General features: G+C 73.5%; 15 protein-coding genes and 1 pseudogene. 2 read left to right on the top strand and 14 right to left on the bottom strand.

Annotated features, from left to right (window positions below; all coding sequences use genetic code 11):
• Positions 1-69: 69 nt before the first annotated feature.
• Together tsf and rpsB are read right to left on the bottom strand one after the other, a co-directional pair.
• Complete coding sequence (tsf, locus tag DCS98_RS20025; RefSeq protein WP_116453156.1) at positions 70-885, bottom strand: translation elongation factor Ts; 816 nt, start codon at positions 883-885, stop codon at positions 70-72.
• A gap of 76 nt (positions 886-961) precedes the next feature.
• Positions 962-1,882 carry a 30S ribosomal protein S2 gene (gene rpsB, locus DCS98_RS20020; protein WP_116453155.1) on the bottom strand — a complete coding sequence of 307 codons (921 nt, stop codon included), beginning with the start codon at positions 1,880-1,882 and terminating at the stop codon, positions 962-964.
• A gap of 62 nt (positions 1,883-1,944) precedes the next feature.
• On the opposite strand from rpsB, the pseudogene DCS98_RS24035 reads away from it, so the two are divergent.
• Positions 1,945-2,634: pseudogene (locus DCS98_RS24035) on the top strand (murein hydrolase activator EnvC family protein); the annotation flags it as partial.
• 109 nt (positions 2,635-2,743) lie between these two features.
• Positions 2,744-3,709, top strand: a complete 966-nt coding sequence (locus tag DCS98_RS20010; protein ID WP_116453154.1) for a hypothetical protein — start codon at positions 2,744-2,746, stop codon at positions 3,707-3,709.
• Here the strand turns inward: DCS98_RS20010 and DCS98_RS20005 are convergent.
• The 12 genes from DCS98_RS20005 to rplS form a co-directional block, all read right to left on the bottom strand.
• Entirely contained in the window at positions 3,676-4,329 is a 654-nt protein-coding gene (locus tag DCS98_RS20005; RefSeq protein ID WP_116453153.1) for an FMN-binding negative transcriptional regulator, read from the bottom strand. The genes DCS98_RS20010 and DCS98_RS20005 overlap by 34 nt on opposite strands.
• Before the next feature lie 5 nt (positions 4,330-4,334).
• Positions 4,335-5,150 carry an RNA polymerase sigma factor WhiG gene (whiG, locus tag DCS98_RS20000; protein WP_116453152.1) on the bottom strand — a complete coding sequence of 272 codons (816 nt, stop codon included), beginning with the start codon at positions 5,148-5,150 and terminating at the stop codon, positions 4,335-4,337.
• Positions 5,151-5,245: 95 nt separating this feature from the next.
• Complete coding sequence (locus DCS98_RS19995; RefSeq protein WP_277394629.1) at positions 5,246-6,160, bottom strand: tyrosine recombinase XerC; 915 nt, start codon at positions 6,158-6,160, stop codon at positions 5,246-5,248.
• 86 nt (positions 6,161-6,246) lie between these two features.
• A complete protein-coding gene (locus DCS98_RS19990; protein WP_116453150.1) occupies positions 6,247-6,612 on the bottom strand; it encodes a nuclear transport factor 2 family protein in 366 nt (121 codons plus the stop codon).
• A 12-nt stretch (positions 6,613-6,624) separates the two neighbouring features.
• Positions 6,625-7,845 (bottom strand): DNA-processing protein DprA, encoded by a 1,221-nt coding sequence (dprA, locus tag DCS98_RS19985; RefSeq protein ID WP_116453149.1) that lies wholly within the window; start codon positions 7,843-7,845, stop codon positions 6,625-6,627.
• Positions 7,842-9,362 carry a YifB family Mg chelatase-like AAA ATPase gene (locus DCS98_RS19980; protein WP_116453148.1) on the bottom strand — a complete coding sequence of 507 codons (1,521 nt, stop codon included), beginning with the start codon at positions 9,360-9,362 and terminating at the stop codon, positions 7,842-7,844. The genes dprA and DCS98_RS19980 overlap by 4 nt, the downstream gene beginning before the upstream one ends.
• Entirely contained in the window at positions 9,359-9,718 is a 360-nt protein-coding gene (locus tag DCS98_RS19975) for a YraN family protein (protein ID WP_116453147.1), read from the bottom strand. The genes DCS98_RS19980 and DCS98_RS19975 overlap by 4 nt, the downstream gene beginning before the upstream one ends.
• A gap of 80 nt (positions 9,719-9,798) precedes the next feature.
• Positions 9,799-10,119 carry a DUF2469 domain-containing protein gene (locus DCS98_RS19970; protein ID WP_116453146.1) on the bottom strand — a complete coding sequence of 107 codons (321 nt, stop codon included), beginning with the start codon at positions 10,117-10,119 and terminating at the stop codon, positions 9,799-9,801.
• Positions 10,116-10,892, bottom strand: a complete 777-nt coding sequence (locus DCS98_RS19965) for a ribonuclease HII (protein ID WP_116453145.1) — start codon at positions 10,890-10,892, stop codon at positions 10,116-10,118. The genes DCS98_RS19970 and DCS98_RS19965 overlap by 4 nt, the downstream gene beginning before the upstream one ends.
• A gap of 116 nt (positions 10,893-11,008) precedes the next feature.
• Positions 11,009-11,725, bottom strand: a complete 717-nt coding sequence (locus DCS98_RS19960; RefSeq protein ID WP_116453144.1) for a LuxR C-terminal-related transcriptional regulator — start codon at positions 11,723-11,725, stop codon at positions 11,009-11,011.
• 210 nt (positions 11,726-11,935) lie between these two features.
• Positions 11,936-12,862 carry a signal peptidase I gene (lepB, locus tag DCS98_RS19955; RefSeq protein WP_116453232.1) on the bottom strand — a complete coding sequence of 309 codons (927 nt, stop codon included), beginning with the start codon at positions 12,860-12,862 and terminating at the stop codon, positions 11,936-11,938.
• A gap of 82 nt (positions 12,863-12,944) precedes the next feature.
• Entirely contained in the window at positions 12,945-13,301 is a 357-nt protein-coding gene (gene rplS, locus DCS98_RS19950) for a 50S ribosomal protein L19 (RefSeq protein WP_116453143.1), read from the bottom strand.
• Positions 13,302-13,418 lie beyond the last annotated feature (117 nt).

Genomic DNA, 13,418 nt, shown 5'->3' with positions numbered 1-13,418 from the left:
TGGTTGATCCTGCCGCACATGCGAACGGCCCCGCTCCCGGATCAGGGGGCGGGGCCGTTCAGCGACCTGTCAGGCCTGGCCGACCTCGAAGCGGGCGAACCGCTCCACGGTCAGGCCGGCCTCGTCGACGATCTGCTTGACCGTGCGCTTGGGCTCGGTGATCGACGGCTGCTCGAGCAGGACGAAGTCCTTGTAGAAGGCGTTGACCCGGCCCTCGACGATCTTGCTGATCGCCTGCTCCGGCTTGCCCTCCTCCTTCGCGGTCTGCTCGGCGACCCGGCGCTCGGTCTCGACGGCCTCGGCCGGGACCTCGTCGCGGGTGAGGAAGCGCGGGCGGGCGGCGGCGATGTGCATCGCCAGGCTGCGCGCGGCGTCCTCGGAACCGCCGGAGTACTGCACCGCGACGCCGATGGCCGGGGGCAGGTCGGTGGCCCGCTTGTGCAGGTAGGTGGCGGTGCTGCCCTCGAACGCGGCGAACCGGCTGAGGACCAGCTTCTCGCCGATGCGGGCGGACTCGCCCTCGACCAGCGCGGCGACGGTCTGACCGTCGACGTCGCTGCCCAGCAGGGACTCGGCGTCGGTGGCCTGGTTCTTCAGGCCGATCTCGAGCAGGCGCTCGGCCAGCGCGATGAAGTCGGCGTTCTTGGCGACGAAGTCGGTCTCGCAGTCGAGCTCCAGCAGCGCGCCGTCCTTGCTGACGACGATGCCGTTGGTCGTGGAGCGCTCGAGGCGCTTGCCGACGTCCTTGGCGCCCTTGACGCGCAGGAGCTCGACGGCCTTGTCGAAGTCGCCGTCGGCCTCGGTGAGCGCCTTCTTGCAGTCCATCATGCCGGCGCCGGTGGCGTCGCGGAGACGCTTGACGTCGGCGGCGGTGAAGTCAGCCATGTCTCTTCCCTCTGTGGTCCGGGTGTGTGCGGGCGTGCCGCGGCGCCGTCCCCCTCAGGAGGACGGCGCCGGAGCATCAGCCGTTTTCGGCGCCCTGGGTGCCGGTGCTGGTGTCGCCGGTGGCGGGCACGCCCTCGACCGGGGCGACCTCGTTCGCGGTGACCTCGGCCGGCTGGGCCGGCGTCTCCGGCAGCGGGGCCGCGGCGGCGTCCCCACCGGTCAGGAGCTCGCGCTCCCAGTCGGCCAGCGGCTCGCCGCCACCGATGGCCGGCTCGGCGCCGTCCTCGCGGCCGGCGTTCGCCTGCGAGGCCGAGCGGGCCATGAGGCCCTCGGCGACGGCGTCGGCGATGACCCGGGTCAGCACCGTGATGCTGCGGATCGCGTCGTCGTTGCCCGGGATCTTGTAGTCGACCTCGTCGGGGTCGCAGTTGGTGTCGAGGATCGCCACCACCGGGATGTTCAGCTTGCGGGCCTCACCGACGGCGATGTGCTCCTTCTTGGTGTCCACGATCCAGATGGCGCTGGGCACCTTCTGCATGTCGCGGATACCGCCGAGGCTGCGCTCCAGCTTGCCCTTCTCGCGGCTGAGGACCAGCTGCTCCTTCTTGGAGAGGCTGACCAGGGCGCCGGTCTGCTCGAGGTCCTCGAGCTCCTTGAGGCGCTGGAGGCGCTTGTGCACGGTCTGGAAGTTGGTGAGCATGCCGCCCAGCCAGCGCTGGTTGACGTAGGGCATGCCCACGCGCGTGGCCTGCTCGGCGACGACCTCCTGCGCCTGGCGCTTGGTGCCGACGAACAGGATCGAGCCGCCGTGGGCGACCGTCTGCTTGACGAACTCGTAGGCGTTGTCGATGTACCCCAGCGTCTGCTGCAGGTCGATGATGTAGATGCCGTTGCGCTCGGTGAAGATGAACCGCTTCATCTTCGGGTTCCAGCGGCGGGTCTGGTGACCGAAGTGCACGCCGCTGTCGAGCAGCTGCTTCATGCTGACGACTGCCATTGCAGCCTCTCTCGTTCGCACGCGGCCGGTGGCCGCGCTTCTCGGTTGTCGCTGCGCACCGGGTGGTGCACCGCCCTGGCGTCCGGCCGCGCCACACCCCCGGCGGTTGCCCGTCGGGACCGAGGTGGCGACTGCCCCGCCTGATACGGCGGGAAGAGGACGCGCGAAGTCGACCCGTCGGAACGGGCCGCACCGGACAGCATACGCGAGGATCCGGGGCCCTTTCCCCAGCGGGACCGGCCGTCCACAGCTCCGGCCCGCGCGGCCCGTCCGGCTGCTCCGCGGACGACGGTCCTCCTGTGCGCCCCCGCCTCCTGCCGCTGCTGCTGGCCGTCCTCGTCCTGCTGCCGGCGTCCGCCTCGGCCGAGCCCGTCCTGTCGCCTCCCCCGGCGCGACCCGGGACCCTCTGGGGCCCACCGCTCGACGGCCCCGTGACGGTGACGCGCCCGTTCGACCGGCTGCCGCACCCGTACGCGGCCGGGCACCGCGGCGTCGACCTGCAGGGGACGCCGTCCGGCCGGGTGCTGGCGGCGGGCGACGGGGTCGTCGTGTTCGCCGGCATGGTCGCCGGCCGTCCGGTGGTGAGCATCGACCACGCGGGCGGCCTGCGGACGACGTACGAGCCGGTGGACGCGTCCGTGGCCGCGGGGCAGCAGGTGGCCCGCGGCTCCCCCGTCGGCACGCTGCGGACCGGCCACGACGGGTGCCCGGTCCCGGCATGCCTGCACTGGGGTCTGCGTCGCGGCGAGATCTACCTGGACCCCCTGGCGCTGCTGCGCCCACCGCGCGTCCGTCTGCTGCCGCCCGGTCGGTCCGCCGGCGACGCCTTCGCCGTTCCGCGGCCGCCACTACCCTCCCGCCATGGTCGTTCCGGACGACACGGCTCCCCGCTGGCCGCTCCTGCCGGCGGGCCGCGGGCACTACGAGAGCTACTACCTGCGCGCGGTCGACCGGGAGGAGCCGCGCGGGCTCTGGATCCGGTACACGGTCCTCGTGCCGCCGGACGGGCCTCCCAGCGGCCAGCTCTGGTTCACGCTGTTCGACAAAACGGCGCCCCGCCCCTGGGCGGTGCGGGTCGACGTGCCCGAGCCGGCGACGGACGAGGGCGCGTGGATCCGGCTCGGCGAGAGCGTCTTCGGGCCCGCGCACGTCGTCGGAGCGGCCGCCGCCGACGGGCGGCGCGTCTCGTGGTCGCTGCGCCACTCCTCCGCCGAGGCGCCGCTGCGCCACCTGCCGCGCGACTGGATGTACTCCTCGCGCCACCCGCGGACGAAGCTGCTGTCCCCGAGCCCCTCGGCGCTGGTCGACGGCGAGGTGGCGGTGGACGGGCGGCGCATCGACGTCTCCGGCTGGGTCGGCATGGTCGGTCACAACTGGGGCGAGGAGCACGCCGAGGAGTGGATCTGGCTCTCGGGCCTCGGCTTCGCGGGCACGTGGCGGGACACCTGGCTCGACGTCGCCATCGGCCGGGTGCGTCTGGGTCCGCTGACGTCGCCCTGGGTGGCCAACGGCGCCCTGAGCATCGGCGGGCACCGGTACGTGCTCGGCGGGCTCCGGCGCCGTGTCCGTGTCGAGGCCTCGGACGACCGGTGCTCGGTGCTCGTCCCCGGGCCGCGCGGGGTCGTCGTCGGCGCAACGGTCTCGGCCCCTCGGGACGCCTTCGCCGAGTGGGACTACGCGAGCCCGGACGGTGCGGTGTCCCGCGTGCTCAACTGCTCGGTGGCCGACCTCGTCCTGAGCCTGGACCGCCCCGGCGCCCAGACGGTGGAGCTGCTCGCGGACGGCACCGCGGCCTACGAGCTGGGCCGGCGGGTGCCCTCGTCCTGAGGCCGCAGGACGGCCATCGCGTCGGCCACCTGGTGCTCCCGGCCGGCGCCCTCCCGCCGGAGGCCCGCGATCACACCGGCGAAGTCCGCGTCGTCCCTGTTCTGGCTGAGCTTCGCCTTGCCCTCGACGCGCTCAATCGCGACCTCGATGCCGACGATGGCCGCGAGCTGCTTCTCGACGTACCGCGCCGGCGCGTCGTCCACCCGCCAGGGCCGGTCTCGGCGCTGCTCGTGCGCGTCCGTCAGCCGGGTGACGGCGTCGAGCAGCCAGTCCGGGTCGTGGGTGACCGTCGCGCGGCCGGTGAGGTGCACCGCCGAGTAGTTCCAGGTGGGCACGACCCGCCCGTGCTCGGTCTTGGACGGGTACCAGGCGGCCGAGACGTAGGCCTCCGGCCCGCTCACCACGGCAAGGGCCGGCGCCCCGTCGCCGATCGACCGCCAGTGCGGGTTGGCCCGCGCCATGTGCATGACGAGCCGGGCGCCGTCCCAGACCACCGGCAGCAGGGTTGCCGCCGGGAAGCCGTCGTCGGCGACGGTGACCAGCTGCGCCGAGCCGACCGCGCTCACGAGCCGGCGGATCTCGTCGCCGTCGTCCATGGCGTTGGACCGCGGGACGTACACGGCGGTCAGGCGATGTCGGCGAGCTTCGTGCGCAGGTGCAGCACGGCCTTGGTGTGCAGCTGGCAGATGCGGCTCTCGGTGACGCCGAGGACGCGCCCGATGTCGGCGAGGGTGAGGCCTTCGAAGTAGTAGAGGCTGACCACGACCTTCTCGCGATCGGGCAGCTGCTCGACGGCGCGGGCGAGGAGCTGGCGGGCCTCGCCGTGCTCGGCCATCGCCTGTGGGTCGAGGGCGCTGGAGTCCTGCAGCGTGTCGCCGAGGCTGGGGGCGCCACCGCCGTCGTCGTCGGTGAGCAGCTCGTCGAGCGCGACCACGTTGACCAGGGACAGCTGGCCGAGGAACTTGCGGATCTCCTCGACGTCCATGTCCATCTCGTCGGCGACCTCTTCGTCGGTCGGCGTCCGGTGCAGACGGGCCTCGAGCTCGGCGACGGTGCGCTCGAACTGGCGGGCCTTCATTCGGACCGACCGCGGGATCCAGTCGGTGTTGCGCAGCTCGTCGATGATCGCGCCGCGGATGCGGGCCATCGCGTAGCTCTCGAACTTGACCTCGCGGGTGGGCTCGAAGCGGGTGATCGCGTCGATGAGCCCGAACGTGCCGTAGGAGACGAGGTCGGCCTGCTCCACGTGCGCGGGCAGACCGCTGCCGACCCGGCCGGCGACGTACTTGACCAGGGGGGCGTAGTGCAGGATCAGCCGGTCGCGCAGCTCGGGCTCGCGGCCGGCGACGTAGTCGGCCCACAGCTGGGCCAGCATCGCGTCCGTGTCCTCCTGGGACTCGTCGTCGTACTCGTCGAGCCGGTGGATGGTGGCCTCAGGCACGGTCGCGCTCCTCGGTGCTGATGGTCGTTCCTCCCCCTGCGGTCCTACCCCGTCGGTGGCCCCTGCCGTTTCGTATCGGCAACGGGCGCGCCGTCTCAAGCCCGGGGATGCGCTTGCGCGTGGACCGCACGGAGCCGTTCGACCGTCACGTGCGTGTAGATCTGGGTTGTCGCGAGGCTAGCGTGGCCGAGCAGTTCCTGTACCGACCGCAGGTCGGCGCCGCCCTCCAGCACGTGCGTGGCCGCGGAGTGCCGCAACCCGTGGGGGCCGATGTCGGGGGCGCCCTCGGTGCCCGCGACCGCGGCGTGCACGGTCCGGCGCACCTCCCGGGGGTCGAGCCGGCGTCCGCGGGCCCCCAGCAGCAGAGCCGGCCCGGAGTGCGGGGTGGCCAGCGCCGGCCGGCCGCGGGTCAGCCACGCGTCCAGCGCCCGCTCGGCCGGGACGCCGAAGGGGACGCTGCGCTCCTTGCTCCCCTTGCCGAGCACCCGCAGCAGCCGGCGCCCGCGGTCCACGTCGTCGACGTCGAGGCCGACGAGCTCGCTGACCCGGATGCCGCTGGCGTACAGCAGCTCGAGCACGAGGGCGTCCCGGAGGCCGACCGGTTCGTCCGCGCCGGCCTTCGACTCCAGGACCGCCTTCGCCTGCTCGGGCGCCAGGACGCCGGGCAGCGTGCGGTGCGCCTTCGGGCTGACGAGGCGCAGGCCGACGTCCTCCGGGGTGAGCCCGGCACGGCGGAGCCAGGCGGTGAACGACCGGGCCGAGGCCGCGTGCCGCGCGATGGTGGCGCGGCTGTGGCCGCGGGTGCGGCCCTGCGCCAGCCAGCTGCGCACGGTGGAGAGGTCCAGGTCGTGCACCTGGCCACCGCCGCGGCGCGCCAGGTGGTCGAGCAGCGCGACGGCGTCGGCGACGTAGCCGCGGACGGTGTGCGCGGAGACGTCGCGCTGCGTGCGCAGGTGGTCCTCGTAGCCCTCCAGCGCCGCGGCGAGAGGTGCCGGCAGGGCCGCTCGCACGTCCGCAGTCCCCGATCCCACCCGCCGACGGTCCGACGGCGCTCCCTGCCCGTCAAGGCGCCGCGCCGGGCCCGCGCAACGGGGAGTCAGGGCCCGGTCTGGTCCAGTTCGACGGCGTAGGAGGTGATCGTCGTGAGGAGCCCGTCGCTGAACTCGTAGATGTCGCAGGAGGACACCTCGCTCGTGGCACCGTCGGCGTCCACGTAGCGGGCGACGACGTCGACGGCGGCGGCTGCACCTCCGGCGTCCGCGACGAGGACGAAGCGGGTGAATCGGGTGGTCGTGGAGGTCAACGCCCCCAACGTGGACTCGCACGCGTCCACGACCTCCTGCCGGCCGATGACCACCCCCTCGCCGACCCGTGTCCAGCGGACATCGGGTGCCAGCGCGGCATAGGCGTCGCGGAACCGGTGGCGGGAGAATGCCTCCGCCGTCTCCCGGGGTGTGGGCACGTCGGGAGCCTGTCACCCCGGCGCCGGTCGCGGGGCCATCCGCCACCCGGTGCCCGTCCACTCCACGAGGTCGGCGAGCTCGAGCGCGGGCAGCACCCGCAGCACGGCGACGACGTCGCAGCCGGCGACGGCCGCCAGCCGCTCGGGGCTCACGCCCGTGCGCACGGGGCACGCGTCCAGCACCCGTACGGCGACGTCCGAGAGCCCGTCCCGCGGCGAGGAAGGGCCCTGCACCTGCGGCGCCAGGTCGTCACCGAGGCGTCCCACCGCCTCGATCACGTGGGCGGCCGAGGTCACCAGCACCGCCTGCAGCTCCGCGTCGCGCAGGAGTTCGTGGCAGCCGACCGACATCGCGCTGGTCACCGGTCCGGGCACCACCATGACCTGCCGCCCCAGCTCCTGCGCCCGGCGCGCCGTCGCCTGCGCACCGGAACGGGCGGCGGCCTCCACCACGACGGTCCCCCGCGTCAGGGCGGCGATCAGCCGATTGCGGACCAGGAAGCGGTGCCGGAGGGGCGCGCAGCCCGGCGCCCACTCGCTCACCAGCAGCCCGTTGTCGACGATGCGGTGGAACAGCGCACCGTGGGCGGCAGGGTAGGGCCGGTCGACGCCGCAGGAGAGAACGGCGAGCGTCGGCGCCTCGGCGGCGAGCGCACCCCGGTGGGCCGCTCCGTCGATCCCGAGGGCGCCGCCGGACACGACGGTCCACCCCCGTTCGCCCAGCTGGTGGCCCAGCTCGGCGGCGACGTGCTCGCCGTACGCGGTGGCCGCCCGGGCACCGACGACGGCCACCGAGCGGTCGACCAGCTCGTCGAGCCGATGGGTCCCGCGCACCCAGAGCCCCAGCGGCGGCACCAGCGCCTTCGTGCGGTCGGACTGGTGCTCCGGCTTCTCCGGCTCCTCGCTGACCGCGACGGTCAGCGCGTGCAGCGGTAGCGCCGGCCATTCGTCGTCCTCGGGGATGACCAGCCGTGCGCCGCACCGCTCGGCGCGTGCGAAGTCGGCGAGAGTTGCGTCCTCGTCGGCGCGAGCGCCCACCAGGGCGCGGATGCGCTCCGGCGCCCGGCCCGAGCGCAGGCGCCGGACCGCCTCGACCGGCCCGACGTCCTCGACGTACCGCCAGAAGTCGATGGTCCCGGGCTCGACCGCCCGGCTGAGCCAGGCCCGGGCCCTGCGCAGGGGTGGTCCTCCAGGATCCGGAGCCGCCTCCTCGAGATCCTCGTCGAGGTTCACGCCGCTGCCCGCTGCAGGCGCATGCCGAGGGCCTCGGCGACCTCGTCAGGTCCGGGGATCGTGCGGCCGGCGAGGTCGGCCAGCGTCCATGCGACGCGGAGCACCCGGTCGAAGCCGCGCACCGACAGCGCCCCTCGTTCCAGGGCCCGCTCGGCCAGCCGCAGGGAGGGGCGCGGCACGGTCCAGCGCTCCCGCAGCAGCCGGCCCGGGATCTGGCTGTTCACCGCGATCCCCGCCCCGGCCAGCCGCTCCGCCGCGGCCTCCCTCGCGACTGCCACCCGGCGGGCCACCTGCGCCGTCGTCTCCGGCTCCGCCACCGCGTCCAGCCACGCCGCCCGGGTGACCGGCGGGAGATCGACCCGCAGGTCGATGCGGTCCAGCAGCGGCCCGGAGAGCCGGGAACCGTAGCGGCGGCGCTCCAGCGGGCTGCAGGTGCACGCCGTGTCGCCCGCCGCGCTGGCGCACGGGCACGGGTTGGCGGCCAGAACGAGCTGGGCGCGGCAGGGGAAGGTCGCGGACCCGGCTGCCCGGTGGATGGTGATCTGCCCGCGCTCCAGGGGCTGGCGCAGGGTGTCGAGCACCGCCCGGGGGAACTCCGGCGCCTCGTCGAGGAACAGGACGCCGCGGTGCGCCCGGCACACCGCCCCCGGGCGGATCTGCCCGGAACCACCACCGATCAGCGAGGCCATCGACGCGGAGTGGTGGGGCGCCTCGAACGTCGGCCGGGTGACCAGCGGCGCCCCGGCGGGCAACGTGCCCGCGACCGAGTGGATCGCCGTGACCTCGAGTGCCGCCTGCTCGTCCAGCGGCGGCAGCAGCCCCGGCAGCCGCTCCGCGAGCATCGTCTTCCCCGCGCCCGGCGGTCCGGCAAGGAACAGGTGGTGACCACCGGCCGCGGCGACCTCGACGGCGCGGCGCCCCGTCGCCTGGCCCACGACGTCCCCCAGGTCGGGTGGGAGCGGCGGGTCCGGCACCGGCCCCCGTGCGTGGGCGGCCAGCCGCGTCCGTCCGGCCAGGTGGGCGAGGACCTGGGTCAGCGACGCGGCGGCGAGCACCTCGACCCCCTCCACCAGCGCGGCCTCGTCGGCGTTCGCCTTCGGCACGACCACCTGCGGGTGACCGGCACGGGCCGCGGCCAGGACGGCGGGGAGCACACCGCGGATGGCCCGGACCGACCCGTCGAGCCCGAGCTCGCCCAGCAGCACCAGCCGGTCGACCGATTCCGTGGGGACCGTTCCCGAGGCCGCGAGGACCGCCGCGGCCAGCGCCAGGTCGAAGCCGCTCCCCTGCTTCGGCATGGACGCGGGCGACAGGCCGATCGTGATCCGCCGCTGCGGGAAGCTCGCCCCGGCGTTGGCGACGGCGGCGCGCACCCGGTCCACCGACTGCCGCACCACCGCGTCCGGGAGACCGACGAGGGCCACGTGCGGCACCCCGTTGGCCATGTCCACCTCGACCTCGACCATCGCGCCGTGCACGCCGGCCAGGCCCACCGACCACGTGCGGGCGAGCGTCACAGGAACGCCGCCCGCAGGTGCGTGACCAGTGCCGGCCGGGAGGGGCGGACCAGGACGCCGACCACGTCGAACCGCAGCTCCGGCGCGTGCTCGTCGTGCGCGGCCAGCCAGCGCTGCGCCAGGGTGCGCAGCCGGCGCTGCTTCACCGGCGTCACGGCCTCGACCGGATCGCCGAAGCCCAGCCCGCGACGGGTCTTCACCTCGCAGAAGACGAGCGCGTCGCCGTCCCGCGCGACGATGTCGAGCTCGCCCTCGCGGCAGCGCCAGTTGCGGTCCAGCACCCGCAGGCCGGCGGACGTCAGGTAGGCGGCGGCGAGGGACTCGCCGTGGGATCCGAGCTCGTTGCGTGTGGGCACCGGAGAACGGTCACCCGGGGACGCCGGTCCGGGGGGTTCCCGGGGAGATCTGTGGAGAGCCCTCGGTCCTGTGGACGCGGCTACGGCATCCGCGGGTTGTCGGGCAGCTCGAGGTCGGGCTTGTCGAGCTCCTCGACGTTCACGTCCTTGAACGTCAGCACCCGCACGTTCCGGACGAAGCGCGCCGGCCGGTACATGTCCCAGACCCAGGCGTCGGAGAGCTTCAGCTCGAAGTAGACCTCCCCCCCGGCCTCGCGAACCTGGAGGTCGACGGAGTTGGCCAGGTAGAAGCGGCGCTCGGTCTCCACCACGTAGGTGAACTGCCGGACGATGTCCCGGTACTCGCGATAGAGCTGCAGCTCCATCTCGGTCTCGTACTTCTCGAGGTCCTCTGTGCTCATCGAACGTCTCCGGGCACTGGGCTCATGACGCCATCATCGACCATGGCGACCTCGGCGGTTACCTGGAGGCTCCGCGCGGCGTACGCGTCGCGTGCCGAGCGCACGTTCACGAAGCGCATGCGGTGCTCGGGACACGGCCCGTGCCGCTCCAGGGCGGCGCTGTGCACGTCGGTGATGTAGCCCTTGTGGCCCGCGAAGTCGTACTCCGGCCACTTCTCGTGCAGCTCGAGCATCATCCGGTCGCGGGTGACCTTGGCCAGGACCGACGCCGCCGCGACGCACGCTGCGACCCGGTCCCCCTTCCACACGGCGAGGCCCGGACGGGTCAGCCCCGGCACCGGGAAACCGTCGGTGAGCACGTAGTCCGGCGAGGGGTCCAGCGTGCTGACCGCGCGGCGCAGCGCCTCGATGTTGGTGACGTGCATGCCCCGCTCGTCCAGCTCCCCGACCGGGATGACGACCACCGACCAGGTCAGGGCCCGGGCGACGACCTCGTCGTACACCCGCTCGCGCGCGGCCGCGGTGAGCAGCTTCGAGTCCGCCAGCCCGGGCACGCGGCCGCGGCGTCCCGACGGCAGGACGCACGCGGCGGCCACCAGCGGACCCGCGCAGGCGCCCCGACCGGCCTCGTCCGCACCGGCGACGACCTCGAAGCCACGCCGGCGCAGGGAGCGCTCCATGTCCCAGAGCGAGTCGGGTCGGTCCTCGTCGGCGATCGTCCGCCTCGACCGCACGGCCGGGCTCGACCTCGGGTGGGTGGTTCGCAGCGCCATCGCCGTCCGACACTACGACGGCCCGGCGACGACGACGCGACCGACACCGGCCCGGAACGGCAGAACGGGCCGACCCCCGAGGGGGCCGGCCCGTCCAGCCGGAGAAGTGCCCGAGATCAGATCTCGGCGAGCTCGGCGTCCGACGCCGCGGCAGCCGCGTGGCCGTGGGCGCCGCAGGTGCAGCCGGGCTGGCGGTTGGACAGCACGAGGGAGACCGCGTGGGCCCGGTCGCGGGCACCCAGCTTGCGCAGGATGGCCTTGACGTGGGACTTGACGGTGTCCTCGCTGATGAACAGGTTGCGGCCGATCTGCCGGTTGGACTGGCCCAGCAGCAGCTCGTCCAGCACGTCGGACTCGCGCCGGGTGAGCGGCACCTCCGGCGTGAAGGGCTTGGCGGCGGGCACGGCCGACGGCTCGACCCGGCGGATCTGCGGGTCGACCACGGTCCGGCCGGCGCGAGCGGCCAGGATCGCCCAGCCGAGCAGGGTCGGCGAGGTGTTGATCATGAGGTAGCCGCGGACACCGGCGGCGAGCGCCTCGTTCACGACCGAGGGGTCCTCGGAGGTGGCGAGGGCGACGATCGCCACGCGGGGGAAGCGGCGCCGCAGGTCGCGGCAGGCGTTGAGGGTCGCGGCGCGGCCGGAGCCGAGCTCGACGACGACGGCGTCCGGGCGGGCCGACTCGACCAGCGTGAGGGCGCGACGCAGTTCGCCGGGCGTACCCACCGACTGCATGCCGGCCGTCTCGTTGATCATGCTGACCAGACCGCGACGCAGGACGGGCGCGTCGGCGAGGAGGAGCACGCGGGTGACCCCGCGGGCATTGCTCGCCATAGGTGCAGACACAACTGACTCCGTTTCGACTCCGGGAACTTGCAATGTCTCCATCGGAAGGGTGAAACGGTTACTTGAATACTTTCTCGACAATTTTTCGAATGCTCGAATGCGCGGCTCCGTCGTCCCACGCGTAACAGCGGAATAGCCCGGACGGCGGCGTGCGAGGGCGACCGTGCTGGTCAGCGGCACGGTCGGGGTGGGACGGGATCAGTCGGCGGAGGAACGCCGCTGCCGCAGCCAGGCCGTGATCGGCAGGGCGCCGGTCAGCCCGATCGCCCACGGGGCCACCGCCGACGACGTCACCCGGGACTCCGTCACGCCCGAGGGGTCCGCGGCGGCTGCCTGCTGCTCCTGGATGTCCGGGTCGTCGAGCAGGCCGAAGCGGCTGATCGGCCAGACGATGACCGAGGCCTTGCCGATGACGTCGTCGACCCCGATCGTGCCGCCGTAACGGTCGCTGACGTGCGACCGCGAGTCGGCCGAGGCCGAGCGGTGGTCGCCCATCACCCAGAGCCGGCCTTCGGGCACGGTCACCGGGCCGAACGCGCGGTCCTGGACGGGGGTGTTCTCGAAGATGTAGGGCTCGTCGAGGGGTTCGCCGTCGACCGTGATCCGGCCCTCGGCGTCGCAGCACTGGACCGTCTGGCCCTCGGTGGCGATCACCCGCTTGACGAAGTCGTCCTCGCTGGGCGGCGCGACGCCGACCGTGCGCCCCAGCCACAGCATGGCGCCGGAGAACCAGTTGGTCGGCTCGGCGACGTCCACCTCGGGCGTCCAGGTGTCGGGGCCCTTGAAGACGACGATGTCGCCGGGCTCGGGTTCGCCGAACCAGTACGGGATCTTGTTGACCAGCACGCGGTCACCGGTGCACCCGGTGCAGCCGTGCAGGGTCTGCTCCATCGACCCCGAGGGGATGAAGAACGCCTGCACGAAGAACGTCTTGACGACGACGGCGAGCACGAAGGCGATCAGCAGCAGGACCGGCAGCTCGCGCAGCAGCGAGCCCTTCTTCGCGGTCTTGTCGCGGCGGCCCCGTCGCAGGAAGCCGCCGCCGGACCTGGTGGCGGTGGGGACGTCCTCACCGTCATCGCCCGGAACGACGTCGGCGGGCCCCCCGGGCCGGTCGCTGCTCATCGGGAGCAGCCTACGGCCCAGGAGACCCGCCGCGACCACAGCCGGTCATGACCGGCCGTCAGGCGTGTCAGCGCATCGACGCTCAGCGAGCGACGGTCTCGCGCTTCTCCTTGATCTTGGCGGCCTTGCCGCGCAGCTCGCGGAGGTAGTACAGCTTGGCGCGACGCACGTCACCGCGGGTGACGACCTCGATCTTCTCGACGACCGGGGTGTGCACCGGGAAGGTGCGCTCGACGCCCACGCCGAAGCTCACCTTGCGCACGGTGAAGGTCTCGCGGATGCCACCGCCCTGGCGGCGGATGATGACGCCCTGGAAGACCTGGATGCGCGAGCGGTTGCCCTCGACGACCCGCACGTGCACCTTCACGGTGTCCCCGGGGCGGAAGTCGGGGATGTCGGCGCGCAACGAATCGGCGTCGAGTGCGTCCAGGGTGTTCATCTCGGCAGTCCTCAGTTCTAGCGGCTCGATGCGGTCGGACAGCAGCGTGCGCCGGCCGTCCGTTCCGGGGTGGCTGCGCTCCCGTGAGGAGCCACCGTCAGCGCTCGCCGACGGCCT

Origin of the sequence: Blastococcus litoris (assembly GCF_003075095.1) — a bacterium.
GTDB classification, from domain to species: Bacteria; Actinomycetota; Actinomycetes; order Mycobacteriales; family Geodermatophilaceae; genus Blastococcus_B; species Blastococcus_B litoris.
The sequence above is the reverse complement of the archived record's forward strand: the minus strand, read 5'-3'. Positions and strand labels throughout refer to the sequence as shown.

Excerpts from the sequence above, each read along its gene's own strand:
- rpsB (WP_116453155.1), bottom strand. The coding sequence starts at position 1,882 with ATGGCAGTCGTCAGCATGAAGCAGCTGCTCGACAGCGGCGTGCACTTC.
- DCS98_RS19970 (WP_116453146.1), bottom strand. The coding sequence starts at position 10,119 with ATGAGCACAGAGGACCTCGAGAAGTACGAGACCGAGATGGAGCTGCAG.
- lepB (WP_116453232.1), bottom strand. The coding sequence starts at position 12,862 with ATGAGCAGCGACCGGCCCGGGGGGCCCGCCGACGTCGTTCCGGGCGAT.
- tsf (WP_116453156.1), bottom strand. The coding sequence starts at position 885 with ATGGCTGACTTCACCGCCGCCGACGTCAAGCGTCTCCGCGACGCCACC.
- DCS98_RS19960 (WP_116453144.1), bottom strand. The coding sequence starts at position 11,725 with ATGGCGAGCAATGCCCGCGGGGTCACCCGCGTGCTCCTCCTCGCCGAC.
- DCS98_RS19965 (WP_116453145.1), bottom strand. The coding sequence starts at position 10,892 with ATGGCGCTGCGAACCACCCACCCGAGGTCGAGCCCGGCCGTGCGGTCG.
- rplS (WP_116453143.1), bottom strand. The coding sequence starts at position 13,301 with ATGAACACCCTGGACGCACTCGACGCCGATTCGTTGCGCGCCGACATC.
- DCS98_RS20010 (WP_116453154.1), top strand. The coding sequence starts at position 2,744 with ATGGTCGTTCCGGACGACACGGCTCCCCGCTGGCCGCTCCTGCCGGCG.